At 62.7% G+C, this 26,015-nt stretch carries 21 protein-coding genes; 17 read left to right on the forward strand and 4 right to left on the reverse strand.

Translation table 11 applies throughout. The features are described 5' to 3' along the window. Window positions 1–5: 5 nt before the first annotated feature. A complete protein-coding gene (gene prmC / locus JM946_RS00300; RefSeq protein WP_203165145.1) occupies window positions 6–875 on the forward strand; it encodes a peptide chain release factor N(5)-glutamine methyltransferase in 870 nt (289 codons plus the stop codon). A gap of 72 nt (window positions 876–947) precedes the next feature. Beyond that, window positions 948–1,448 (forward strand): peptidylprolyl isomerase, encoded by a 501-nt coding sequence (locus JM946_RS00305; protein WP_203165146.1) that lies wholly within the window; start codon window positions 948–950, stop codon window positions 1,446–1,448. A gap of 108 nt (window positions 1,449–1,556) precedes the next feature. Here the strand turns inward: JM946_RS00305 and JM946_RS00310 are convergent, their stop codons facing one another. Further along, window positions 1,557–2,348: an outer membrane beta-barrel protein gene (locus JM946_RS00310; protein ID WP_203165147.1), complete on the reverse strand. Its 792-nt coding sequence runs from the start codon at window positions 2,346–2,348 to the stop codon at window positions 1,557–1,559. Window positions 2,349–2,558: 210 nt separating this feature from the next. Between JM946_RS00310 and mtgA the strand changes: the two genes are divergently transcribed. Continuing rightward, window positions 2,559–3,275 (forward strand): monofunctional biosynthetic peptidoglycan transglycosylase, encoded by a 717-nt coding sequence (gene mtgA, locus JM946_RS00315; RefSeq protein ID WP_203165148.1) that lies wholly within the window; start codon window positions 2,559–2,561, stop codon window positions 3,273–3,275. A gap of 8 nt (window positions 3,276–3,283) precedes the next feature. Here mtgA and JM946_RS00320 read toward each other — a convergent pair whose 3' ends face one another. The 3 genes from JM946_RS00320 to hppD all read right to left on the reverse strand — a co-directional run bounded on the left by JM946_RS00320 (window position 3,284) and on the right by hppD (window position 6,618). Next, window positions 3,284–4,264 carry a fumarylacetoacetate hydrolase family protein gene (locus JM946_RS00320; protein ID WP_203165149.1) on the reverse strand — a complete coding sequence of 327 codons (981 nt, stop codon included), beginning with the start codon at window positions 4,262–4,264 and terminating at the stop codon, window positions 3,284–3,286. Then, window positions 4,261–5,421, reverse strand: a complete 1,161-nt coding sequence (locus tag JM946_RS00325; RefSeq protein ID WP_203165150.1) for a homogentisate 1,2-dioxygenase — start codon at window positions 5,419–5,421, stop codon at window positions 4,261–4,263. Before JM946_RS00325 ends, JM946_RS00320 begins: the two co-directional genes overlap by 4 nt. 150 nt (window positions 5,422–5,571) lie before the next feature. Further along, the gene (hppD, locus tag JM946_RS00330) at window positions 5,572–6,618 is read right to left on the reverse strand and encodes a 4-hydroxyphenylpyruvate dioxygenase (protein WP_203165151.1); all 1,047 of its coding nucleotides are present in this window, start codon (window positions 6,616–6,618) and stop codon (window positions 5,572–5,574) included. Between the two features lie 108 nt (window positions 6,619–6,726). Here hppD and JM946_RS00335 point away from each other — a divergent pair, with 108 nt between their 5' ends. The 14 genes from JM946_RS00335 to JM946_RS00400 all read left to right on the forward strand — a co-directional run bounded on the left by JM946_RS00335 (window position 6,727) and on the right by JM946_RS00400 (window position 26,013). Beyond that, complete coding sequence (locus JM946_RS00335) at window positions 6,727–7,302, forward strand: MarR family winged helix-turn-helix transcriptional regulator (RefSeq protein ID WP_203165152.1); 576 nt, start codon at window positions 6,727–6,729, stop codon at window positions 7,300–7,302. Window positions 7,303–7,368: 66 nt separating this feature from the next. Continuing rightward, window positions 7,369–8,454, forward strand: coding sequence for a pyruvate dehydrogenase (acetyl-transferring) E1 component subunit alpha (gene pdhA, locus JM946_RS00340; RefSeq protein ID WP_203165153.1), 1,086 nt, complete (start codon window positions 7,369–7,371; stop codon window positions 8,452–8,454). A 10-nt stretch (window positions 8,455–8,464) separates the two neighbouring features. Beyond that, window positions 8,465–9,442 carry an alpha-ketoacid dehydrogenase subunit beta gene (locus tag JM946_RS00345; protein ID WP_203165154.1) on the forward strand — a complete coding sequence of 326 codons (978 nt, stop codon included), beginning with the start codon at window positions 8,465–8,467 and terminating at the stop codon, window positions 9,440–9,442. Window positions 9,443–9,452: 10 nt separating this feature from the next. Further along, window positions 9,453–10,721 (forward strand): dihydrolipoamide acetyltransferase family protein, encoded by a 1,269-nt coding sequence (locus JM946_RS00350; protein WP_203165155.1) that lies wholly within the window; start codon window positions 9,453–9,455, stop codon window positions 10,719–10,721. 224 nt (window positions 10,722–10,945) lie between these two features. After that, window positions 10,946–15,781: an NAD-glutamate dehydrogenase gene (locus JM946_RS00355; protein WP_203165156.1), complete on the forward strand. Its 4,836-nt coding sequence runs from the start codon at window positions 10,946–10,948 to the stop codon at window positions 15,779–15,781. Between the two features lie 211 nt (window positions 15,782–15,992). Beyond that, window positions 15,993–16,745, forward strand: a complete 753-nt coding sequence (gene gpmA / locus JM946_RS00360) for a 2,3-diphosphoglycerate-dependent phosphoglycerate mutase (protein ID WP_203165157.1) — start codon at window positions 15,993–15,995, stop codon at window positions 16,743–16,745. A 568-nt stretch (window positions 16,746–17,313) separates the two neighbouring features. Then, window positions 17,314–17,670, forward strand: a complete 357-nt coding sequence (locus tag JM946_RS00365) for a hypothetical protein (RefSeq protein WP_203165158.1) — start codon at window positions 17,314–17,316, stop codon at window positions 17,668–17,670. A gap of 38 nt (window positions 17,671–17,708) precedes the next feature. Next, window positions 17,709–19,139 carry an undecaprenyl-phosphate glucose phosphotransferase gene (locus JM946_RS00370; protein ID WP_203165159.1) on the forward strand — a complete coding sequence of 477 codons (1,431 nt, stop codon included), beginning with the start codon at window positions 17,709–17,711 and terminating at the stop codon, window positions 19,137–19,139. Then, a complete protein-coding gene (gene epsE, locus JM946_RS00375; RefSeq protein WP_203165160.1) occupies window positions 19,129–19,956 on the forward strand; it encodes a polysaccharide export protein EpsE in 828 nt (275 codons plus the stop codon). The genes JM946_RS00370 and epsE overlap by 11 nt, the downstream gene beginning before the upstream one ends. Window positions 19,957–19,994: 38 nt before the next feature. Beyond that, window positions 19,995–21,422 (forward strand): chain length determinant protein EpsF, encoded by a 1,428-nt coding sequence (epsF, locus tag JM946_RS00380; RefSeq protein WP_269140897.1) that lies wholly within the window; start codon window positions 19,995–19,997, stop codon window positions 21,420–21,422. 37 nt (window positions 21,423–21,459) lie between these two features. Then, the gene (locus tag JM946_RS00385; RefSeq protein WP_203165162.1) at window positions 21,460–22,335 is read left to right on the forward strand and encodes a polysaccharide biosynthesis tyrosine autokinase; all 876 of its coding nucleotides are present in this window, start codon (window positions 21,460–21,462) and stop codon (window positions 22,333–22,335) included. Further along, window positions 22,328–23,602: a hypothetical protein gene (locus JM946_RS00390; protein ID WP_218042531.1), complete on the forward strand. Its 1,275-nt coding sequence runs from the start codon at window positions 22,328–22,330 to the stop codon at window positions 23,600–23,602. The genes JM946_RS00385 and JM946_RS00390 overlap by 8 nt, the downstream gene beginning before the upstream one ends. Window positions 23,603–23,611: 9 nt before the next feature. Then, window positions 23,612–24,775 carry a glycosyltransferase gene (locus tag JM946_RS00395; protein ID WP_203165164.1) on the forward strand — a complete coding sequence of 388 codons (1,164 nt, stop codon included), beginning with the start codon at window positions 23,612–23,614 and terminating at the stop codon, window positions 24,773–24,775. A 35-nt stretch (window positions 24,776–24,810) separates the two neighbouring features. After that, window positions 24,811–26,013: a glycosyltransferase gene (locus JM946_RS00400; protein WP_203165165.1), complete on the forward strand. Its 1,203-nt coding sequence runs from the start codon at window positions 24,811–24,813 to the stop codon at window positions 26,011–26,013. Window positions 26,014–26,015 lie beyond the last annotated feature (2 nt).

Consider the following 26,015-nt stretch of genomic DNA (forward strand, 5'->3'; position numbering starts at 1 on the left):
CATTCATGCCTGCCGTCAAATCCTCGCAAACCGTCTCCGACGCACTGCATACCGCGACCCTGCTGTTGTCGCGCTCTTCGCCTTCTGCGCGCCTCGACGCGGAGTTGCTGCTCGAATACGTAACCGGGTTGTCACGTACGAATTTCCGAGCGAACCCCGAGCGCGAGCTGCCTGCGGCCGCAGGCTGGTCGTTTCAACAGCTCGTCAAGCGCCGCTCGCAGGGCGAGCCGGTTGCATACATCCGCCAGCAACAGGAGTTCTGGTCGCTGCTGCTGGAGGTGAGCCCGGCGGTGCTGATCCCGCGACCGGAAACCGAGCTGGTGGTCGAACGCGTGCTGGCTCATATAAATAAAGAAGACACGGTCCGAGTTGCCGACCTCGGCACCGGAAGCGGCGCAATCGCGGTGGCGCTCGCTTCCGAACGGCCCAGCGCCACCGTGTTCGCCAGCGATGCATCCAAGGACGCGCTGGAGCTCGCGAGCCGCAATATCGGCCGTTTGCAACTGACCAACGTATCGCTATTACACGGCAGCTGGTGGGCGCCGTTCGAGGGTATGCGCTTGCACGCGATCGCGTCCAATCCGCCCTACATTGCGCAGGACGATCCCGACCTCGCGCCTGATGTAAAGCGCTTCGAGCCTGGAATGGCGCTGATTTCCGGGCGCACGGGCTTCGAAGCCATCGACGTCATCATCCGCGATGCGCCGACACACCTGGAGACCGGCGGCTGGCTGGTGCTGGAACACGGCTGGAAGCAGGCCGAAGCCGTCCGGCAGCGGCTTGTGCGTGGAGGCTTCGTTCACGTACGCTCGCACGCCGATCTGGCCGGTCACGAACGCGTCACCGAAGGCCAGTGGCCAGAGGTTAGAGATTGACGGTTGGTTAAAGCCTCCGGCTCTCTGACTGATCTCCAACCGGTATCCGCCAACCGCGGCAGGAAAATCATCATGCTCGAATTCAAGACCTCCAAGGGCACTTTCACCGTTCAGCTGTTCGACAAACAGGCGCCGATCACGGTGGAGAATTTTTATCGCTATGCCGACGAGGGCTTTTTCGACGGCACGATTTTCCATCGCGTGATCCCCGGCTTCATGGTTCAGGGTGGCGGCTTGACGGACGATATGCAGAACAAGCAGGGCCACGCGCCGATCAAGAACGAAGCCACCAACGGCCTGAAGAACAAGCGCGGCACGCTGGCCATGGCGCGCACCAACCAGGTCGACAGCGCCACCTCGCAGTTTTTCATCAACCTGGTGGACAACGATTTCCTGGATCACAAGGGCCAGAGCAACTACGGCTACGCCGTGTTCGGCCGGGTCGATTCGGGCATGGAAGTGATCGACGCCATCGCGGCGGTCAAGACCGGTAGCCGCAGCGGCCATCAGGACGTGCCGGTGGAAACCATCACCATCGAGTCGGTCAAGCGCATCGAGGCGCCGGCCAAGTAGCCCTAAGGCTCCCGGCTGTACGGTCGTCGCCGCGTCGGCGGCGACTCCAAAATGAAAACGCCGGGCGCACTTGCGTGCGCCCGGCGTCTGGAGTCAATCGGAGTCAGCTTACTTGAATAAAACTGACAGGTTGATCACATCCACGTCGCTCTCACCCGCCTTCTCGTCATCGCCCACGTCGAAGTACTTCTGGTACTCCACGCGCAGCGAAAAACTCTCGTTGATGTTCCATGCGCCACCGATGCCGGCGAACAGTTCCGTCTGACTCGCATCCACGCGGCGATGGTACAGATTGAAAACATCGTCTTCGAACTCGGCGCTCATGTAGCGCAGGCGATTGGTCACGCGCGTATCGGCGTAGTACAGACCGCCGCGCACGTGCAGATCGAAATGCTGGCTGGCCGGGAACATGCCGAGCACGCTCGCGGTGATGCCAGTGCTGGTGATCTGCCGGGCGCGCTGGAAGTCGCCGGACAGCGGCCGGACGTAGATGTCCACCGGATCGCAGGTATCGCAAAAGAATCCGTAATCGCCAGTCAGCGTGCCCGTCATGCTGTACAGGAACTCGCCGAGATTCACATAGCCGGCTTCGACCGCGACCCAACGATTGAAGCGATAGCCGATCTGGGCGCCCCACGGCGTCAGGCTGTCGTCCTGAGTCGAACCCTCGGGGCTGAGCGTCACCTGGGTGAACGGCTGGATGGGCAACGTGGCCAGCTCGGCCGGCAAGCCCGCCGTGATGGAAGCGTCGTTGGCGCTCTTGCCGGGCACATCGTATTCGCCGCTGCCGCCCCATGCAGTGAAGTAAAAGCCGCGGTAATCCTCGTCGTCGGCCTGCGCCGGGGTCGCCAGCGCACAGCCGAGCGCCAGGCCCGCAAGCCAGCCCGCTTTATTGTTCATATCCCGATGCATCATGTGCCAGCGTCTCCGTAAGTCCGTGACAGTCGCTAAATTGCAGCCAGAAAAGCAGCCGGTGTTCGGCGTATTTTGGGCCGCGATACTAGACGATTATGTGCAATCAACCAGCGACTGCATCACACTTGGCCGGGCGTTACCGCGCTTTCGTGATCTATGTCCGATTCCCATTCGACAAAACATCCCGTGCTTCGAATGTTTCGTTTCGCTTTGCGGCTGGTCCTGTTGGTACTCCTCCTGAGCGTCGGCTCGGTTCTCCTGCTGCGGTGGGTGGACCCACCCACCAGCGCGTTCATGATTCGCGAGCGGCTGTCCGCCGGCCAGCCTGGCAAGCCGCGCAACGTTCAGTACCGATGGGTGGATGACGAGCGAATCTCGCCGCATATCAAAGTGGCGGTCATCGCGGCCGAGGACCAGAAGTTTCCCAGCCATCACGGCTTCGATCTGGAATCGATCAACGACGCGCTGGAGGATCGCGAGCGCGGCCGCCGTGTGCGCGGCGCGAGCACGTTGTCACAGCAGGTGGCCAAGAACCTGTTCCTGTGGCCAGGACAGAGCTGGGTTCGCAAGGGCCTGGAGGCTTACTTCACGGTGTTGATCGAGACGCTCTGGCCCAAGCGCCGCATTCTCGAGGTCTATGTGAACATCGCCGAATTCGGCAGCGGAGTCTTCGGTGTGGCCGTGGCTTCGGAGGTTTATTTCAAGAAGCCGGCCGCGGCGCTCAATGCATCGGACGCGGCCTTGCTCGCCGCTGTGTTGCCCAGCCCGAAACGCATGAAGGTGCACTCGCCGTCGCGCTATGTGCGCTCGCGACAGGAATGGATCCTGGGACAGATGCAGGGTCTGGGCGGCGTCGGGCTGCTACGTGAGATCGAGCCCGCCGCCACCAAACAGAAAAAGAATAAGGGCTGATTCCGCCGTCAGGCGCGCACGACTTTTTGCTCGATCGCGCCGAAGATGCTGCGGCCCTCACCGTCGAACATCTCGATGCGCACCGAGTCGCCGAACTTCAGGAACGACGTGACCGGCTTGCCCTGCTCGATCTGCTCCAGCGTACGCCGCTCGGCGATACAGGCCGAACCCAGCGAACGATCGTAGTTGGAGATGGTGCCGGAGCCGAGCACCGTGCCGGCGCGCGCGTTGCGAGTCAGCGTGATGTGCTCGACCAGCCGGGCGAAATCGAAAGTCATATCCACGCCCGCGTTCGGCTTGCCAAAGGGCTGGCCGTTGATGTGCACCACCAGTGGCAAATGCACTCTGCCTTCCGACCACGCGTCGCCGAGTTCGTCCGGAGTGACGGCGACCGGCGAGAACGCGGTCGCGGGCTTGGATTGATAGAAGCCAAAGCCTTTCGCCAGCTCGCCCGGAATCAGATTGCGCAACGACCAGTCGTTCACCAGCATGATCAGTTTGATGTGCTGGAACGCGGCGTCGCGCTTGGTGCCCATGGGCACATCGTCGGTGACGATGGCCACCTCGCCTTCCAGATCGATGCCGAACTCTTCGCTCGGCACCGGCACGTCCTGACGCGCGCCGAGGAAGTCATCCGAGCCGCCTTGATAGACCAGCGGATCGGTCCAGAAACTTTCTGGCATCTGCGCGCCGCGCGCCTTGCGCACGAGCTCGACATGATTCACATATGCCGAGCCGTCGACCCAGTGATATGCGCGCGGCAAGGGTGCCATCGCGTTCGACGGATCGAATGCGAACGATCCGCTCACCGCGCCCTGCTCCAGCGCCGCGGCCACCTGGACCAGCTCCGGAGCGATGTTCGACCAATCGTCCAGCGCCGCCTGCATCGTTGGCGCGATCTGCGGGACCGCGACAGCTTTGGTGAGATCGCGACTGACGACCACCAGTTGGCCGTCGCGAGAGGAGCTACGAATGCTTGCCAGCTTCATTTGGTCTTCCAGCTATCCACATATCCGGACCACTCGACCGCGGCGGCGGCTTCGGTGATCTCCAGTGCATCGCGCGTATCGATCATGACCGCGTACTCATCCGTCGCCGGCTTGGACTGCACCAGCATGTTCTTCAACGCCTTGGGATGCGGCCCATGGGTGAAGCCACAAGGATGCAAGGTCATCATGCCGGGCTTGATGTTGTCGCGCGAGAAAAAGTCACCCGCGTGATAGAACAACACTTCGTCGTAGTCGTCGTTGTTGTGAAAAAACGGGACCTTCAAGGCGCCCGGATCGGTCTCGAACGGCCGCGGCACGAAGGTGCAGACCACGAAGCGATTGCCAACAAACGTGGTGTGCGCCGAGGGCGGCAAGTGATAACGATGGCTCGCCACCGGGCGAATGTCCTTGACGTTGATGCGCACCACCGACAGGTCGCCATGCCAACCGGTCGCGTCCAGGGGATTGAACGGATAAGTGACGGTCGAAATCGAGCTGTTGCGTTTGACGCGCACCTGCCAACGATCGTTGCCGTTTCGCCGGGGTCGATCGTCCGCTTGCTGAGCCACGAACATCGCATCCATTTGCGGCACGTCCAGCATGGCCGGATCGAAGATGGCGTGCGCGCCAAGCAGACCTTTATCCGGCAACGAATAGCTGGAGTTAGTCGCTTCGATGAGCAGCGCGAAGACGGGTTGTTGTTGGGGCTCCTGCAGCTCGATGCGCCACATCGTGCCGCGAGGGATCACTACATAGTCGCCCGCCGCCAGCGTGAGATGACCGTAGTCGCAGTAAAACTCGCCGGCGCCACGATGCACGAACAACAAATCGTCGCCATCGGCGTTGCGAACCAGATGATCCATCGATTCGCCAACATTCCACACGCGCACGCGGACGTGCGCGTTGCGCAGAATCTCGGCAGCCTGCCAGGGCGACGCCTGGCCAGCTTCGAACTTGGTCAGGTCGAAGGCATGCGGACGCAGCGGCCCTTCGAACTCCACCCACCCGGTGGGCGGATGGCGATGATGAAAGAAGGCGGCCGGGCCGAAAAAACCTTCCTTACTGATCTCGCGCTCGTAGGTGCCCGGCGGCAGGTCGGCATGCGCCTGCCGCGAGGCCGTCCCCTCGACGCGGGATGGAATGATGGGCCGTTTCATGGCGCACCTCGAAAGTCGCTTCTATGTTTCATCGTGCCACCCCGCGTACATGGAAGTACCTCATCCCCAGGAGGACGGCGAGAGGCAAAAGTCACGCCTTTTGCCGACTCGCACGAGGGTCGTGGCAGGATGCCCGATCCCTCGTTTCAATCAGATCACACCGCGGCGCATCTGATCGAGCTCGATGGACTCGAACAGCGCCTTGAAATTGCCTTCGCCGAAGCCGTCGTTGCCCTTGCGCTGAATGATCTCGAAAAAGATCGGTCCGATGACGTTCTGGGTGAAGATCTGCAACAGCAGGCCCTCGCCCTTGTCCGGGTTGCCGTCGATCAGGATGCGGCGCTTGCGCAGCTCTTCCAGATTCTCGCGATGCCCGGTGACGCGGGCGTCCACGCCTTCATAATATGTATCGGGCGTATCCTGAAACTGCACGCCCTGCTCGCGCAGCACGTCGACCGTGCGCACGATGTCCGAGGTGCCGAGTGCGATATGCTGAATGCCTTCGCCCTTGTATTCGCGCAGGTACTCTTCAATTTGCGACTTGTCGTCCTGGGACTCGTTGATCGGGATGCGGATCTTGCCGCACGGGCTGGTCATGGCGCGGCTGAACAGGCCGGTCTTTTTGCCTTCGATGTCGAAGTAGCGGATCTCACGGAAGTTGAACAGCTTCTCGTAGAAGCCGGCCCACTTGTCCATGTTGCCGCGAGCCACGTTGTGAGTCAGATGATCGATATAGGTCAGCCCGGCGGTGCGGCCCAGCGAATGGCCCGACACCGGCACGAAATCGACGTCGTAAATCGTGCGCTCGCCGTAACGGTCGACCAGATAGACCAGGCTGCCGCCGATGCCTTCGATGGCGGGAATGTTCAACTCCATCGGGCCGACGCGGGTTTCCACCGGCTTGGCGCCGAGCTCCACGCAGCGCTTGAAGGCGTAGGCCGCGTCCTTGACGCGAAACGCCATGGCGCAGGCCGAGGGGCCGTGTTCCTTGGCGAAACGCTGACCGAAGCTGTCTGCTTCCGCATTGATGATGAAATTGATGTCGCCCTGCCGATGCAACGTGACATTCTTGCTGCGATGTTTGGCCGTGGCCGGAAACCCCAGCCGTTCGAACAGGGTGCGCAACAACTCCGGATCTTCGGCGGTGTATTCGACGAACTCGAAACCGTCGGTGCCGAGCGGATTCTGGCTATTCATGGGGATCCCTCCGGGGGACGGGGCATCGGTGATGCGAATGGGTGCGGAACGAATGGTTACAATTGAAACTATATCCCTGGGAGCCGTCAAGAGGAGCGCCGGTAAACCATGACCGGGTCTAAAGAAAAAGATCTCGCGGCGGCGCCGGGCACCAGCCGCGCTCAGAAAGATGCGACCGTGGCGCCGGGCACCGGCCGCGCTCAAAAGGATGCCGCCGTCGAACCGGGCGACAGCCCGCTGCACCTGGATCGCTTCATTCCCTACCGCCTGTCGGTGCTCTCGAACACCATCAGCATGCTGATCGCGAGCGCCTATGAACGAGAGTTCGGCCTGAGCATCCCGCAGTGGCGAATCATGGCCGTGCTGGCGCGCTATCCGGATCTGTCGGCGGTGGAAGTGGCCGAGCGCACGGCCATGGACAAAGTCGCGGTCAGCCGGGCCGTGCAGGGCCTGCTCAGCTCCAAGCGAGTGCTGCGCGCTTATGACAAGGGCGACCGCCGACGCTCCATCCTGCGCCTGTCTGCCGCTGGACAGGCTGTGTACACGCGCGTCTCGCCAATGGCGCTGCGCTACGAGCAGGAGTTGCTCAGCGCGTTGAGCCCCGCCGACCAGCGCACGCTCGACCGACTGCTCACCCGGTTGATGGACCAAGCACAATCCATGCAGGCGAGTCGCGATAGTTAGCAAGGCTTCGCTATACTCCGCGCCGCTTGTATGCAATGGGTCAGTGGCGAAGGGAGCGGCGAACGAGTGAGAACAGTGGCGGAGTTCCGCATCGAGTACCTGCGGCAGCTGAGTCCGCAAGGCCGCCCACTCGATGAGCTGCCGGCATTCGCGGCGGACAACGACGAGTTGCTGAAGATGTTCGCGGCCATGCTCCGCGCGCGCACGTTCGACGCCAAAGCGGTGAATCTGCAACGCACCGGCAAGCTCGGCACCTACGCGCCCTGCCTCGGCCAGGAAGCCGCGCATGTCGGCGTCGGCGCGGCCATGCGCCCCGAAGACTGCCTCGCCATCGTCTATCGCGAGATCGGAACGCTGTTCTGGCGTGGCGTGAGCATGACGGAAGTGTTGCTGTACTGGGGCGGAGATGAACGCGGCAACAACTTTGCCGTGCCCCGCCACGATTTCCCCTGGTGCGTACCCATCGCCACTCAGACGCTGCACGCAGCCGGCGCCGCCATGGCGTTCAAGATTCGCAAAGAGCCGCGCTGCGCCGTTGCTTACATCGGCGATGGCGGCACCTCCGAAGGCACGTTCTATGAAGCGATGAACCTGGCCGGCGCGCGCCAGCTGCCCATCGTGTTCGTGATCGTCAACAACAAGTGGGCCATCTCGGTCCCCATCGAACAACAGACCGCCGCGCAAACCCTGGCGCAAAAAGGCATCGCCGCCGGCATTCCCGGCATGCAGGTCGACGGCAACGACGTGATCGCGGTTCGCGATTGCATGTCGCGCGCCCTGGAGAATGCCCGCAATGGCGGCGGCCCGGCCGTGATCGAAATGATGAGCTATCGTTTGAGCGATCACACCACCGCCGACGACGCGAGTCGTTACCGCGACGAAGCTGAAGTCGCCGAAGCGTGGAAGGTCGAGCCGCTGGTGAGATTGCGCAAACTGCTCGAATCGCGCGGCGTGCTCGATGAAGCACGCGAGCAAGCCATGAAGGCGCAGTTCACGCGCGAGGTCGACGCTGCCGTTCAGGAATATCTGAGCACTCCGCGTCAATCCACCGATGCGATGTTCGATCATCTGTACGCCAACCCTCCTGCCTATCTCGAAGCGCAAAAGGAAATCGCGCGTCGTTACGCCGGCACCGGCCGGCCTTCGCACTGAAGTTTCGCGCATGCCTAAAGTCACAATGGTCGAAGCCATCGCGATGGCCCAGGCGTGGGAGCTGGCGCACGATCCCAGCGTGGTCGTGCTCGGTGAGGACGTCGGCAAGAGCGGCGGCGTGTTTCGCGCCACCTCGGGACTGTTCGAAAAGTTCGGCGCCGATCGCGTGCAGGACACGCCGCTGGCGGAGAACATGATCGCCGGCATGTGCGTCGGCATGGCCGCGCAAGGCATGCGGCCGGTGGCCGAAATCCAGTTCATGGGATTTCTGTATCCGGCGGTCGATCAGATCGTGAATCACATGAGCCGATTGCGTCATCGCACGCGCGGGCGACTGTCGTGTCCGGTGGTGATTCGCACGCCGCACGGCGGCGGCATCCATGCACCGGAACATCACTCCGAATCGGTGGAGTCGATGATTGCGCACGTGCCCGGCATTCGCGTGGTCTGCCCTTCGTCGCCGGCGCGCGCCTATGGACTGTTGCTGGCGTCAATTCGCGATCCCGACCCGGTGTTGTTCCTCGAACCCACGCGGATCTATCGGCTCGCCAAACAGGAAGTGGCCGACGACGGCGTCGCTGCGCCGCTGGATGTTTGTTACATCCTTCGTGAAGGCGAGGACGTCACCATCGTGACCTGGGGGGCGATGACTATTGATGTGTTGCAAGCGGCCGAGCAGCTCGCCGCGCAGGGCGTCAGCGCCGAAGTGATCGATCTCGCCACCGTGAGCCCCATCGATGCCGAGACCATTCTCGACTCGGTCGCGAAGACCGGCAGATTAGTGATCGTTCACGAAGCCGCCCGCAACTGCGGCGTCGGCGCGGAGATCGCGGCCATCGTTGCCGAGCACGGTCTGTACGATCTGCTCGCCCCCATTCAACGAGTCACCGGCTTCGACACCGTCGTGCCGTTGTATCGGCTCGAGAACGATTACATCCCAAGCGTGGCGCGCATCGTAGACGCTGCCAAAGTCACACTGGCCGGTTAGGACGAAGCTTATGACTGTTACCTTCAACCTCCCCGACCTCGGCGAAGGCCTGCCCGAAGCGGAAATCGTGACCTGGCATGTCGCCGAGGGTCAGCGCGTCGAAGTCGATCAGCCGTTGCTGTCCGTGGAAACGGCCAAGGCCGTGGTGGACGTGCCCAGCCCCTACTCCGGCAAGATCCAGCGCCTGCACGCAAAGCAAGGCGATACCGTGCAAACGGGCAAGCCGCTGGTCGATTTCGATCTGCCGTCGCAGTCGAACGCCGCCGGGAATTCATCTTCTCCTTCGCTTGCCGGCCAGGAAAAGGCCGGTGGGCACGGCGCGCAGCCTTCGAATCAAGGCATGGCCGCTGGGCAAGGCGCGAAGGCGCCGTCGAATCAGGGAATGGTTGTTGGCCACATGGCCACGCGTAGCGAAGAGCTCGTTGATCACGCGATCGTCGGCCGCGGTCGACGTGCATTTCGAGACCGCGATGGTGGTCGTGTGCGCGCCGCGCCGGCCGTTCGCATGTTGGCAAAACGTTTAGGCGTCGAATTGAGCGCCTGCGGCACGACCGGCCGACACGGCCTGGTCAGCGTGGATGACGTTCTTGCCCGCGCCAACCTGAACAAGCCTCAACAGCGCTCGCCTGCCGTCGCCGGTCTGACCGACGCCGATAAATTGCGCGGCCCGCGCAAGGCCATGGCGCAAAGCATGTCTCTGTCTCGCGATGAGATCGCGATGTGCACGATCTTCGACGACGCCGACATCGACGTCTGGAAGAGCAAAGGCGACATCACGATCCGCCTGATTCGCGCCATCGTCGCCGGCGTCAAGGCCGAACCCGCGTTGAACGCACTGTTCGACCCGTCCGTGCCGGCGCGCAAGCTGATGGAACCAGTTCATCTGGCGATGGCAGTGGATACAACGGACGGTTTGATCGTTCCGGTGCTACGTGACGTCGGCTCGCAATCGCCGGCGCAATTGCGCGCACAACTGGACGACATCAAGCAGCGGACGCGCAGCCGTACCATCACGCCGGAAGAGATGCGCGACTACACCATCACACTTTCCAATTTCGGCACCGTGGCCGGACGATATGCAACGCCCCTGGTCGTGCCCCCCACCGTCGCCATCCTCGGCGCCGGCAAGTTACAACGTGACGTAGTCGCGGGTGAAACAGCGCCGGAAATACATGTTCGTCTGCCGCTGTCATTGACCTTCGACCACCGCTGCGTCACCGGCGGCGAAGCGCTCCGCTTCCTGGCCGCCGTGATCGCGGATCTGCAGCTCGCCAATTGATCGAGCTAACCGCCAGAAAGCTCCAACACGCGCCGTTATTCGTTTTTGGTTGGCCATTCCGGCCAGTCATCCCTTACGCTATGCGTCACCATCATGGTGACCTCGAAGCACTGCGCGCTCTTACAATCCGCCAATAAAGTTGCGCCCGCTACTGATTGCATACAAGTGAGCCCAAGCGCTCTATGCGGGGCTCGCTGCCAACCTCAACCATCAACGTTCGCATCATGACACCGACCATTCCCGCTGCCCGTCAGAAGCTGATCGAGCGAATCGCGCAGGCCGCCCGCGAGCTGAGAAAACGCGGCGACCCGCTGGATGTTCAGGAATTCATCCGTCATTACTATCGGGGCGTGGGTGAAGAGGACATGGCCGAGCACGCCAGCGAAACGCTGGCTGCACTCGCGCTCGCGCACCTGCGCAGCGCCGCCGTTCGCAAGCCCAACCGACCGTTGGTGCGTGTATTCAACACCGATCAGGAACGCGACGGCTGGAGCAGCACGCACACCATCGTGGAAGTCACCACCGAAGACATGCCGTTCCTGGTGGACTCGCTCGGCATGGTGCTCACCCAGGCCGGGCTCACTATTCATATGATGGTCCATCCGGTGCTGCCTGTGCGCCGAGATCGCACCGGCAAGCTCGAAGCCCTGGCCGAGGATAGCGACAACAAGAAGTTCACCAACGAATCCTGGCAGCACATCGAGATCGATCGCCTCGGCGCGCCCGAGCGCTTGCAGGAATTGGAACAGAAGCTGTTACGCACCCTCGAGGACGTACGCCTCGCGGTCGCCGACTGGACGCAGATGCGCCAGCGCGCCACCGAACTCGCCAACGAGATCGAGCGCGAAAATCCCGGCGTGCAGCCGAACGAAGCCCGCGAAGCCAAGGCGCTGCTCGACTGGATGGCCGCGAATCATTTCACCTTCCTCGGCTATCGGCAGTACGAGTTGCGGCGAGGGCGCAGCGAAGACTTGTTGGTGCCCATGCCAGAGACCGGCCTCGGCATCCTTCGCGCGCGCAAGGGATATCGCGCCGAGCCCACCGTGCTCAAGGGTGAGTTGCGCGAACGCGCACGTCAGCCCGAGTTGCTGATGATCACCAAGGCAAACTCAGTCTCGACCGTGCATCGCTCCACCTATCTCGACTACGTGGGCGTGAAAACAGTCGACGCGCAGGGCCGCGTCACCGGCGAGAAACGCTTCCTCGGCTTGTTCACGTCGGCGGTCTACAACCGCAGCCCGCGGGAAATCCCGATGCTCCGACACAAGATCGAGCGCGTGGTCGGGCACTTCGGGTTGGATCCCGCCAGCCACGACGGCAAGGCCGTGGTTCACGTGCTGGAAACCTATCCTCGCGACGAGCTGTTCCAAGCCAGTGTCACGGACCTGATCCGCACCGTCCGCGGCATCGTCAATCTCTATGAGCGCCAGCGCGTTCGTGTATTCCTGCGTCGGGATACGTTCGGTCGCTTCTACTCCGCCCTCGTGTTCGTACCGCGCGACCGCTACAACACGCAGGTCCGTCAAAAGATGGAAGCGGTGATCAACGAGAAGCTGCAAGCGACCGCGATCGAATCGCAGGTGCAGCTGTCGCAGTCGGCTCTGGCTCGCGTGCACATGATCATCCGTTTGCCGGCCGACGGCGGCCCGCGCATCGATGCCGAAGAGCTGGAAGAGCTGATCGCCGAGACCGTCCGCACCTGGAACGACCGGTTGCGCGACGCCTTGATCGAGAAGCACGGCGAGCTGGACGGCCGCTTGATCGCCGAAAAATATAAAGACGCATTCCCGGCGGCGTATGAAGAAGACACCAGCGCCGAAGTCGCGCTCGAGGACATCGGACAACTGGATCAAGTCATCGCCGACCCCGATCGGGTCGCGATGCGCCTGGCCAGCGGTGAAGGCCAGACCGTGCATCTGCGCCTGTTCCGCGCCTCCTCGCCGATCGCGCTCTCACAAGCGTTGCCGATCCTGGAGAACATGGGCTTCCTGATCGTGAGCGAACGCCCGTATCGGATCGGCGTGCCGGGCGGGCGCGAGATCTGGCTGCAGGATTTCGAAATGCAGCGTCGCGATGGCGGCACCATCAATCCCGCCGCGCTCGGCGAACGTTTCACCGATACCTTCACCGCGGTGTGGACCGGCCGAGCCGAGAACGATGGGTTCAATCAGCTCATCGTGGTCACCAACGTCACCTGGCGTCAGGCCAGCGTGCTGCGCGCCTATTGTCGTTACGCGATTCAGACCGGCGCGAGCTTCAGCCAGGCGTACATGGAGCAGGTGCTGATCTCGAACGCACGGATCGCGGCCATTCTGTCGCAGCTGTTCGAAGCGCAGTTCGATCCGGCCATCAAGCCGGCCAAGCGCAGCGGCGAAGTCGATCGCTTGAAACAGGAATTGTCCGATCTGCTGGACTCGGTCCGCAGCCTGGATGAAGACCGCATCCTGCGTCGTTTCGCGCACGCCATTCAGGCGACTCTGCGCACCAACTATTTTCAGCTCGACCGCAGCGGCGCACCGAAAGACCGCCTGTCGTTCAAGCTCGACGCGCGCAGCATTCCCGAAGTCCCGCAGCCCCGCCCTGCCTTCGAGATTTTCGTGTACTCGCCGCGCGTCGAAGGCGTGCACCTTCGCATGGGTCAGGTGGCCCGCGGCGGCATCCGCTGGTCGGATCGTCGCGAAGACTTCCGCACCGAAGTGCTGGGCCTGATGAAGGCGCAGAACGTGAAGAACACGCTGATCGTGCCGGTCGGCGCCAAGGGCGGCTTCGTGCCCAAACGCATGCCCGCCGGTGCAAGCCGTGAAGAAGTGCAGCGTGAAGGCATCGAGTGCTATCGCACCTTCATCTCGGCGCTGCTCGACATCACCGACAACATCGTCGAAGGCAAGATCGTGCCGCCCGCGCAGGTGGTCCGCCGCGACGGCGACGATCCGTATCTGGTGGTGGCGGCCGACAAGGGCACGGCCACCTTCTCGGACATCGCCAACCAGCTGGCCGCCGACTACAACCACTGGTTGGGCGACGCGTTCGCCTCGGGCGGCTCGGCCGGTTACGACCATAAGAAGATGGGCATCACCGCCCGCGGCGCCTGGGAATGCGTGAAGCGCCACTTCCGCGAAATGGGCATCGACACCCAGTCGCAGGACTTCACCGCGATCGGCATCGGCGACATGGCCGGCGACGTGTTCGGCAACGGCATGCTGCAGTCTCCGCACATCCGGCTGCTGGCCGCGTTCAATCACCAGCACATCTTCCTGGACCCGGATCCGGACGCGGCGCTCTCATATAAAGAGCGTCAGCGGCTGTTCAACCTGCCGCGCTCCACCTGGGAAGACTACAGCCGCAAGCTGATCTCCAAGGGCGGCGGCGTGTACCCACGCAGCGCCAAGTCCATCAAGGTGTCGCCCCAGGTGCAGGTCATGCTCGGCATCAAGCGCGACACGTTCACGCCCATCGAGTTGATCCGGGCGATCCTGTGCATGCCGGTGGACCTGCTGTGGAACGGCGGCATCGGCACCTATGTGAAGGCCGCCGATGAATCTCACATCGAGGTGGGCGATCGCGCCAACGACGCCGTGCGCGTCAACGGCCGCGACTTGCGCTGCAAAGTGGTGGGCGAAGGCGGCAATCTCGGCTTCTCGCAACGCGGCCGCGTCGAGTACGCGCTGGCGGGCGGCCGCCTCAACACCGACTTCGTCGACAACTCCGGTGGCGTCGACTGCTCCGACCACGAAGTCAACATCAAGATCCTGCTGAACAACCTGCCCAAACGTGCGGGCCTCACGCTGGAGAAGCGCAACGACCTGCTGGCCGACATGACCGACGAGGTTGCGGCGCTGGTCCTGCGCGACAACTATCTGCAGAGCCAGGCACTGTCAATGCTCGAAGCGCGCGCCAGCAAGGATCTGCTGGAGCACGCGCATTCCATTCGCCGCCTGGAAGTGTCGGGCCTGCTGGATCGCGGCCTGGAGTTCCTGCCGGCCAGCGAAGAGATCGCCGAGCGCCATCAGGCCGGCCGCGGGCTGACCCGACCGGAGCTGGCTATTCTGCTGGCGTACGCCAAGATGGCGCTGTACTCCAAGCTGATCGATTCGGATGTGCCCGAGGATCCGTACCTGGCCCACGAGTTGGAGCGTTACTTCCCTGCATTGATGCAGAAACGTTTCAGCAAGTATCTTTCCGAACATCGGCTGCGACGCGAAATCATCGCCACCGCGACCACCAACAGCATCGTCAATCGCATGGGCCCGACGTTCGCGCGTCGTGTTCAGGAAGACACCGGCGCCAACGCCGGCACGGTCGCTCGCGCTTACGCCATCGCCCGCGAGTTCGTCGCCATGCGCGACACCTGGGCCGACATCGAAGCGCTCGACACCAAGATCGCTGCGGCCGTGCAGTACGAAATGATGTTCGAGACCACCCGGCTGCTGCGCTTCTGCACCTACTGGCTGATCCATCGGCAGAGCGGTCGACTCGACATCGAGCGCCAGGTGTCGCGCTTCCGCGCCGGCATGAAGGAGCTGGACGGCCTGCTGCCGCGAGTGTTGACGGGCGACGATCTGGCCGCTTTCAACAATCGCCAGAGCCGTTACACGAGCGCCGCGGTGCCCGACAAGCTGGCGCGTCGCATGGCCAGCCTGGTGGCGCTGCGTTCCGGCCCGGACCTGATCGAGATCGGCGAACAAACCGGCTTGCCGCTGGATCGAGTCGCGCCACTTTATTTCGGCGTCGGCACTGCCTTGTCGCTGGACTGGATTCGCGAGCAGGTCGAAGCGCTCGGCGTCGAGGGTCACTGGCAGGCGGTCGCACGCACCACCCTACGCGACAACGTCTACAACCTGCAGCGAGTGCTGAGCTTGCAAGCAATCGGCGAAGCGAAGCGCGTTCAGAAGGACAGGAAAGGCGCGCAGCCGGCCGAATTGCTGGAAGGTTGGATCGCCCGTCATCGCGCCGCTGTCGATTACTTGCGACAGACGGTGAGCGACATGCGAGCGTTGCCGGCGATGGACTTCGCCACCCTGTCGGTGGCGCTGCAGGCCGTGCGCCGCATGACTGAATGAGTTGGTTCTTTTCCGCACCGGCGTTAGAAAACTGTAACAAATTCAACTTAGATTAGCGCCGCCAAGTGACGGCAACTGGCGACAGGTGATGCTCCGCAGGCGCGGCTTCCGGCCGTAGCTCGCGAGCATCACCTGAATGGACCCGGCGACACCTGCGGGTTGAGGGCGATGTCTGCTATAAAGTCGGCCCTCATTCACCCTCACTTTAGTTATGCCTGGCCAACTCGTACTCCTGCGTCACGGACAAAGCACCTGGAATCTGGAAAACCTGTTCACCGGTTGGGTGGACGTGGATCTCACCGATCAGGGGCGCAATGAAGCGCGCGAAGCCGGTCGGCTGCTGAAGGCCGAGGGTTTCGAGTTTCAACAAGTGTTCACCTCGGTGTTGAAGCGCGCCATCCGCACGATGTGGATCGTGCTGGACGAGATGGATCGCATGTGGCTGCCGGTGGAGCGCAGCTGGCGACTGAACGAGCGTCACTACGGCGCTCTGCAGGGGCTGAACAAAGCCGAGACCGTCGCCAAATTCGGCGCCGACCAGGTGAAGATCTGGCGCCGAAGCTATGACATCCCGCCGCCGGCGCTGTCGCTGGATGATGAACGACATCCGCGCTTCGAGCGGCGTTATGCGTCGCTCAAACCCGACGAGTTGCCCAATACCGAGTCGTTGAAGACCACACTCGATCGAGTGCTGCCGTACTGGAACAACCGGCTCGCTCCGGAGTTAAACGCCGGACGAGATGTATTGGTCGTCGCACACGGGAATAGTCTGCGCGCACTTGTAAAGATGCTCGACGGTATGTCGAATGACGAGATCGTCGAATTCAACATCCCGACTGGCGTGCCCATTCACTATCAGTTGGACAAGGCGCTGAAACCCACGTCGCGACGCTTCCTGGGCGATCCGGAAGCGATCAAGGCGGCAGCCGAAGCCGTGGCGAGACAGACGGAAAAGAAAAATTAGTCTGCTTGGCTTGATCGGGTTTGAAAGTTGAATCTGCGCTGTCGCCGTTTGCGAACAGCGCAGGCGGCATGCAGCGCGGCGAGTGCAGCAAAGCAACAGATGTTTCGAAGCCCCGTTGCGATATCAGCAGCCGCGTGGTGACGGGCAATTTAACACTTGCGAATCAACGATCCATATTGATGCACAGCTGCATCGGAACTGATCGATGGTGAAGCGTGTCATCTGCTCGTCGCGTTCGAATGTTGTACTTGCGCAGCAAACGAGATTGGTCTAATAACCGGCTGCCGGTTTGTTACAGGTGCGGATTTGTTAGATGCCCTGTGTTTGTTTCGAAGGGCTTGAACTGCGCGTTGTGACGTTTCGCGATTCAGCGACGGAAAAAATTACATTGGAATAAAACTTGCTTTGTTCCTGCTCTGTGTTCGGAAGAGCAGCGGACCAGATCGATGGGGCAAGACGCCTTGGAGTCTTGCGATGTTTTTTGCGAGCCGTGGGGACGGGGGCGCAACGCACACACGAACGGCAACGGTGCCTGCTTGGGTGTGCGTCATTGATTGAGGAGTGATGCATGCGTCTTATCAGACTCGCGTTGGTGTTGGCAGCGGTGAGTTTCAATGGGGCCGCGGTGGCGAACCCGGCGGTGAATAGCAATGTGAGCGGCTCGATCGCCGGCACGGTCGGCGCCAACATGGCCGGCTCGGTGGGTAGCAATGCCTCTACACAAATGGTCGCGGGCCAGGCCCAGGTGCGCCTCGGCGGGCTGAACGGCAACGACCGCAACCTTTCCAGGTCCTCGAGCGCCGGCGCGATGGATGAATCCATGCCGCGCGGCTGGCTGATGGCGCTGGTCACGGTGCTGCTGATCGGGCACCAGCTGCGTCGCAAGCATCGCTTCCTGCGTCCGCAGCGGTTCAGCGATCTGTAACGCCAGCACGGCTGCTTCCGCACCCGGCGGGAGGTGAAATGACCAATCAACGTCAACCCCTGAGGTCGTACGATCGTTCGGCCGGCGTCAGCGCGTCGGAGCCGACGTCGCTGTTCGTCCTGAAGTCGCTGCTGTATCCGGTGATGCCGGTGCTCACGCTCGGCCTGTGCATGCTGGTGTGGCGCGAGAACCTGGACGGCCCCTACTTCCTGATGGCGGTGCTGGCCTTCTTCGGCGCGGCGGACGTGCTCGACGCGCTGCCGATGGCGCCGCCGCGTGCCCGCTCGCTGGCCATCGCCTCGTTGCTGGACATCATCTTTCGCTGGTCGCTGGTGATCGCGTTCATCTGGGCGCTGCTGGAAATCGCCGGCATCGCCAATCAGCTGCGTTGGGAAGTGCTGGTGAGCTGGGCCATCGCCACGCCGCTGGTGATCTGGGTGGGTCGGCTGTATGCGCCCCATCTGTTCCTGCGGGCGAGCAACAGCGGCGCGCCTCGCAGAGTGGTGATCGCCGGCGCCAACCGCCTCGGCGCCAAGCTGGCCAGGAGCCTGCAGGAGTCGCCCTGGCTGAACATGGAAGTGCTGGGCTTCTTCGACGATCGCGATTCGGGCCGGCTGCCCGAGGATTGCGCCAATCGGTTGCTGGGCAAGCTCGGCTGGATGCGCGATTACATCGCCCGCAACTCCATCGACGTGGTCTACATCACGCTGCCGATGACGCGCCATCCGCGCATCACCGAGCTGCTGCAGTCGTTAAAAGATTCGACAGCCTCGGTCTACTTCGTGCCGGATCTCACCATGTGCGATCTGATGCAGCCCCGCTTCGATCTGGTGAACGGCATTCCGGTGGTGGCGGTGTGCGAATCGCCGTTCTACGGCGGCCGCGGCATCGCCAAGCGCGTCAGCGACATCGCCATTTCGGCCACCGCCATCGCGCTGTTGTCGCCGGTGATGCTGCTGATCGCGGCGGCCATCCGCCTCACCTCGCCCGGCCCGGTGATCTTCCGCCAGAAGCGCTACGGCTTGGACGGCAAGGAAATCGTGGTCTACAAGTTCCGTTCGATGACCGTCACCGAGGACGGCAACAAGAGTTACACCCAGGTCACACGCAACGACTCGCGCGTGACGCCGATCGGCTCGTTCATTCGTGCAACGTCGCTCGATGAACTGCCGCAGCTGTTCAATGTCCTTGAAGGAACCATGAGCATTGTGGGCCCGCGCCCGCATGCAGTGGCGGTGAACGAGCAGTATCGGCGACTGATCCCCGGCTACATGCTCCGGCATAAAGTGAAGCCGGGCATCACCGGCTGGGCGCAGGTCAACGGCTATCGCGGCGGTGACGACATCGGCTCGATGCGTGCGCGCATCGAACACGATCTGGAGTACCTGCAGCACTGGTCATTGACGCTCGATCTGATGATCATCCTCAAGACAGCCATGGTGGTTTGGAACGACAAGCATGCTTATTAGTCCGATGGCGCGCCGTAATGTCTCGACGCGATTCGTCCCAATGCTGGGCGCGGCGCTGCTGGTGATCTGCTCGATGCTGAGCAGCGTGGCGATGGCGGCGGCTTCGGATTATCGACTGGGGTCCGGCGATCTACTGCGAGTCAACGTGTTCGGCTCGCCGGAGTTGTCCGGCGAGGTGCGGGTGAGCGAGTCCGGCAACATCACCTATCCGTTGATCGGGCAGGTGCAGGTGGCAGGCAAGACGGTCGCCGAGACCGAGGCGCTGCTGGTGAACGCCTTCGTCGCAGGCGGCTACCTGCGGCAGCCGCAGGTCTCGGTGCTGGTGATGGAGTACGTCAGCCAGAAGGTGTCGGTGCTCGGCCACGTCACCAAGCCCGGCCAGTACACCTTGCAGTCCACCAGCCGCGTGCTGGACATGCTCGCCGAAGCGGGCGGACCGAAGGCCGAGGAAGCGGCGGATGTCGCGACCCTGATGCGCAAGGACGGCAGCAAGGCGAGCATCGATCTGGTGGCGTTGTTCAGTGGCGACCCGGCGCAGAACCACGTGGTGGCCGGCGGCGACACTGTTTATGTACCGCGCGCTCCGCAGTTCTATATCTACGGCGAGGTGCAGAAGCCGGGGATGTACAAGCTCGAGCGCAACATGACCGTGTCGCGGGCGATTTCGGCCGGCGGCGGCCTGACCACGCGCGGCTCGGAACGGCGCGTGGTCATCAAACGGAAAGACAAGAACGGTAAGGAACAGCAGTACTCGGCCAAGGGCTCGGATCTGTTGTCGGCTGACGACGTGGTGATGGTGAAGGAAGGCCTGTTCTAAGGTAGGCACACATTGGTTAACGGGAACGAAGCACTATGATGGGCCTGGCTCAAATGTTGAGAGTTCTGCGTGGACGCGCGCTGCTGTTCACGACCATCGTGCTGGTGGTGGTGACGGGCGTGGCGCTCATCAGCCTCATCTCGCCCAAGAAATATGTGGCGGAGCTGGCGCTGGTGGTCGACCTGCAGGGCAACGACCCGATGAAGGAAACGGCGCTGGCCCCCTCGCTGGTGCCCACTCACCTGGCCACCCAGACCGAGATCATCCGCAGCCGCAACGTGGCCATGAAGGTCATCGACAAGATGGACCTGACCAATCAGCCCGAGGTGATCGCAGCGTTCCAGGACAGTGGCGCCGACACCGATCTGCAATCGTGGCTGGTGGCCAACTTGCTGCGCGCGGTGGATGCCAAGACCTCGCGTAACAGCAACATCATTCGTATCTCGTACGGCAGCTCCGATCCCACGGAAGCGGCCAACATGGCCAACGCGTTCGCCGACGCCTACATCCAGACCAGCCTGGAGCTGCGCGTGGATCCGGCCCGTCGCCAGGTGACGTGGTATGAAGAGCAGGTCGCGCAGCTGCGCGACGCGTTGGTGGCCGCGCAGACCAAGTTGTCCAAGTATCAGGCGGATCATGGCGTGCTCGGCGTCGATGCCGCTCGCATGGACGTCGAAAACGCCCGCTTGCAGGAGATCTCCAATCAGCTGGTGGCGGTGCAGGCGCAGATGTTCGACGCCAACTCGCGCAATCAGCAGATCAGCTCCAGCGACCAGCTGGACTCGCTGCCAGATCTGATGAAGAACCCGACCATTCAGAATTTGAAAGCGGAGCTGGCGCGCGCGGAGTCCAAGCTCGCCGAAGTCAGCGAGCGCTACGGCGTGAATCATCCGCAGTACATCGCTTCGAACGCCGAAGTGGCTTCGCTCAAGTCCAAGCTCAACGTGGAAATCGGCGTGACGCGCGGCTCGCTGGTGCAGAGCGCCGCCATTGCGCGCCGCCAGGTGGGCGAAGTGCAGAAGGCGCTGGAAGAACAGAAAGATCGCATCATCGCGCTGAAGAGGCAGCAGGACGAGCTGGCGGTGCTGAGTCGCGACGTCGAGAGCGCGCGCACCGCCTATGACGCAGCCTTGCAGCAGGCCAATCAGACCAAGCTGGAAAGCCGCGTCGATCGTACCAACGTCGCCATTCTCAATCAGGCCACGCCGCCGCTGCTGCCGGACTCGCCCAAGGTCCTGCTCAATCTGGTGGTGGGTCTGTTCGCCGGTATCGCGCTCGCGATCGGCCTGATTCTCACCCTCGAGGTGTGCAATCGCCGCCTGCGCTCCGCCGAAGACCTGGCCGACTTCACCGATTTGCCCGTGCTTGCGGAATTGCCGCAGTTGCCGCCCACCGCGCGCCGCCACGGCCGTCGCGAAGTGCGTCGTGCGCTGAAACTGCAGCCCAACGTTGCCCCGGCGAATTGACGAGTTCAACGAGTTCGAAACATTGAGGACGCCCGTTATGGACGCCGCTGTCGCCCCCAGAGCTCGCCTTCCCAGGGTCACTCGCCCGCGCATTCGCATCGGCGAGATCCTGCTCAACATGGGCGCGATCTCCGAAGCCGATCTGCAAAAGGTTCTGGCCGCGCACCTGGATCGTGGCGAACCGTTCGGCAAAGTCGCGGTGGCCATGAAGGTGATCACCGAAGGCGAGCTGCGTACCGCGTTATCGCAGCAGTTCGCGTATCCGATCGCTCGCATTGGCGAATCGGCGCTGTCGCCGATGCTGGCTGCGGCTTACGAGCCATTCGGGCAGTACGCCGAAGGGCTCCGCACGCTGCGCAGCCAGTTGTTGATGCGCTGGATGGGCGAGCACGATTGCACGCTCGCGGTCTGCTCGGCGCGCAGCGGTGAAGGTTGCAGCACTCTGGCCGCCAATCTCGCCATCGTGTTCTCACAGCTGGGCGAGCGCACGCTGCTGATCGACGCCAACCTGCGCAATCCGGTCCAGCATCACCTGTTCGGTCTCGGCGAGTGCGACGGCCTCACCGACCTGATCAAGGGCGCGACCCGAACCGAAAAGGCGTTGCGCAAGGTCGCGCAGTTCGAAGCTTTGAATGTGTTGTGCGCCGGCACGCCGCCGCCCAATCCGCAGGAGCTGTTGAGCCGCCTGCCGTTCGCGCAATTGCTGGATGAAATGTCCGGCCGTTACGACGTGATCATCATCGACACGCCGCCGCTGCTCGAGTTCGCCGACGGCCAGATCGTCGCGGCCCGCGCTCGCGGCTGCCTGCTCGGCACGCGCAGGGACAGCACGCGCCTGATCGACATCGCCCGCATGAAGGCGCAGCTCGATCCCAACCTGACCCACGTGCTGGGCACTGTGATCAGTGGCTGAAACAACGGCAATCGGCAACTTCAGCGGGGTCCACGCCGCGCCGCGAGCGCAATCCCGACGCGATTTCGTGCCCCTGCTGATGCTGTGCACGCCGATTGCGTGCGCCAGCCTGCTGTCGAAATTCGGCATCCCCGGTTACGCCAACCTGGGCATCGGCATCGCCCTGCCCTTGATGATGCTGGTGCTCGCGTTCGGCATGATCAACGACTGCGTGCGCATCGAGCCGAAGCGCCTGGGCTTCTACTGCATCACTCTGTCGGTACTGATCCTGCCGCAGCTGTTGCAAGCCGGGACCTTCTCGCTGAACTCGCTGATGATGCTGGCGCTGTTGCATCTTCCTTATGTGCTTGTGGTGATGCGCGGCGACGAGCTCGCGCCCAAGGTGCTGACGTTTTTTCTGCACATCGCCAAGCTGCTGGCCGTGCTGGGCATCGCGCAGTATTTCCTGCAGCCGTTCATCGACAAGGCATTTCTGTATCCGATCGATAATCTGATTCCGCAGGATTTCGTGGTGCAGGGCTTCAACGCCCAGGGCACCATCAACTACAACTCTACGCAGATTCGCGCCACCGGCATGTTCATGCTGGAGCCGTCGTTTCTGTCGCAGTATCTGGCCGTCGCCATCATCGCCGAGTCGGTCACCACGCGGCGCCTTTGGCCACTGGGCCTGTACGCTCTCGGCATCATTGCCTCGCACGCCGGCACCGGCATGTTGATCCTGCTGATCTGCATGCCATTCGTGGTGCTCTTCCATCGTCGTTGGGACCTGCTGGCGCTGGGCGTGCTCGGCGTTGCCGGCCTGTTCGCCTTCGGCGAGCTGCTGAATCTGGACTTCATCGCCAACCGCGCCGGCGAGTTCGACGATCCCAACTCCAGCGGCTTCGCCCGCTTCGTCGGCGGCTTCTACATGTTCGACCAGATGCTGTGGCCGGATTTCAAGCGCGCCTTGTTCGGTTACGGCGCCGGCGCCTTCATGGACTACGCGCACCTGTTCAACATCGAAGTGGCCGACATGCCCATGACCAAGATGATGTTCGAATTCGGTCTGGTCGGCGCTTTCACTTACTTCGCTTTCATCGCGACCTCGTTGTTTGCCTCGCCGCTGCCGCGCATGTTGAGTGTGGCGATCGCGCTCACCTTCCTGCTCAACGGCATGTATGTGCCGTTCTCCCACGGACTGGCCATGGGGCTGCTGGTGCTGACCTCGACCAGGAAGGTGCAGACCGTCACCGCCACCGTGCTGAAGACCCGGGCCGCGCGAGTTTAAGGAATGACCATGCCACTCGAACTCATCCTGCTGGCGCTGGCGGTGCTTTGCATCGGTCTGGCTCAGCATCCGTTCATCACGTATCCGCTGTCGTTGCAGCTGCTGAAAAAGTTTTGGCCGCATCGCGCGAAGCCCCTGCCCGCGCGCAAGCCGCACATCGATTTCACTATCTGCATGTGCGCCTATAACGAGGAAGGCGTGATCCGGGAGAAGCTGCAGAACCTGCTGGCCCTCAAGCAGCGCGAGCCGGGCCTGGAGATTCTGATCTATGTGGACGCCGCCAGCGATCAGACCGCCAAGCGGCTGCGCGCCTATGCGCCTCACATCAGTTTCCACGTTTCGCCGGCACGTCACGGCAAGACCTATGGGATGAATCTGCTAGCCAGCCGCGCCACCGGCGACGTGATTCTGTTCACCGACGCCAACGTGATGCTGGACATGGAAGTGCTGGACAAGCTGCGCGCGTCGTTCGAGGACCCCGAGATCGGTTGTGTCTGCGGCAACCTGATCTACACCAATGGCGACGCTTCCGTGACCGCCTCGACCGGCTCGCTCTACTGGCGGCTGGAAGAAGGCATCAAGCGACTCGAGCAGGAAACGGGTTCGGTGATGGGCGCGGACGGATCGTTGTTCGCCATTCGCCGTTCTCTGCACAAGGCGCCGCCGGATCACATCATTGACGACATGTTCGTGTCGTTCTGGGTGCTCATCCAGGGCTATCGCATCGTGCAGTCCAAGGACGCGCGAGCGTTCGAAGAGTCGGCCAGTAACGCCGCCGACGAATTCGGCCGCAAGGCGCGCATCGCCTGCCAGGCGTTCAACGTGCATCGCCTGATCTGGCCGCACCTGCGCAAGATGGATTTCCTGACCGTCTATAAATATGTGTCGCACAAGCTGCTGCGCTGGCTGTGCATCTACTTCCTCGCGCTCGGCGGTGTCTTCCTGCTCGCCGCGCTTGCCGTCGCGGGCTACACCTGGGCCGCGGTCGCGCTGGTCGCGGCGACGATGGTCGGTTTCGTGCTGGGCGCCCGTTATACGGTGAAGCCGTTCTCGCAGATCGTCGACATCATCACCAGCATGGCCGGCGCCGGCCTGGGTGTATGGAAATCCGTGCGCGGCGAATCTTTCCAAACCTGGACGCCAGTGGCGTCGTTGCGCAAGGTTGCCGAATGAGATGTTTGTGGATCAGCCGCCATGTGCCCTACCCCATGAACGAGGGGTTGAAGGTGTACTCGGCGAAACTTTCCGAAGCGCTGGCGCAGGCCGGTGCGTTCGTGCGCGTGCTGGGCTTCGGCGGCACCGAGGCTGCGCCGAAGAACCGCGCTCGCATGGAATGGGTGTCGGTGCGGGGTGAACGTCGCGGTCAGATGGTTGCTTTGTTGAATCGTTTCCCGTTGACCGCGGCCGTCGACTCGACCGACGCGTACCGCGCGCTGCTCGACGAACAGTTGCGGGAGTCCTGGGACGCCATCATCTTCGACAGCTACGGCAGTGGCTGGGCGCTCGATCGCTGCAAGGCGTACCGCGCCAGCCAGTTGGGTTCGCGCTGCATCCTGGTCCATGTTTCTCACAACCACGAAGAGGTGTTGTGGCGTTCCATGGTCAAACAAGCCGAGGCTGGTCTGCCCAAGCGCCTGGCGCTCTGGCAGAACTACTACAAGGTGCGGGCGCTGGAACGTCGGCTGGTGCGGGAAGTCGACCTGGTGTCGGCCATCACCATCGAAGACGAGCAGGCGCTGCGAGCTCATCGGAACGATGACAATCTGCTTACTCTGACTCCCGGCTACGGCGGCGCGGTCGCGCCGGAACGAGTCATTGACGCGTCCGTGCCACGCCGTGCAGTGATCGTCGGTTCATTCCAGTGGGTGGTGAAGCGCGAGAACCTGCACCGCTTCGTCGAACATGCCGACGCCCGATTCGCCGCCGCCGGCATCGAGCTGGTCGTCGCAGGCGACGTCCCGGCCGATCTGAAACAAACATTGACCGCGACCAGTCGCGCCACTCGGTTCGAAGGATTCGTCAGCAACCTGGGTCCGTTCCTGGCTCAGGCCCGCATCGCCATCGTGCCCGAGCTGATCGGCGGCGGCTTCAAGCTGAAGTTCCTGGATTACATCTTCGGTCGCGTGCCGGTCGCGACCGTGGACGCAGCTGCCGCGGGCCTGCCCGCCCGGTTGCGCGCGGACTTGATCACGGGCGGCGACTTCGCCGAGCTCACTTCCGCGATCATCGAGAACATGGATCGCCTGGAGCACTTGAATCAACTGCAGAGCGCAGCGTTCGAACAGGCGCGCACGTTGTATCGATGGGAGGATCGCGGGCTTCAATTGCAGCAGCGCATTGCCGAGTTGCAACAGGCGCGCACGAAATCGCCAGCACGCCCGTCGGCCACGGCCGCGGCGGCGAGCGCCTGAAG

The sequence above is a fragment of the Steroidobacter gossypii genome (genome assembly GCF_016801985.1).
In the GTDB taxonomy this organism is placed as follows: Bacteria; Pseudomonadota; Gammaproteobacteria; order Steroidobacterales; family Steroidobacteraceae; genus Steroidobacter; species Steroidobacter gossypii.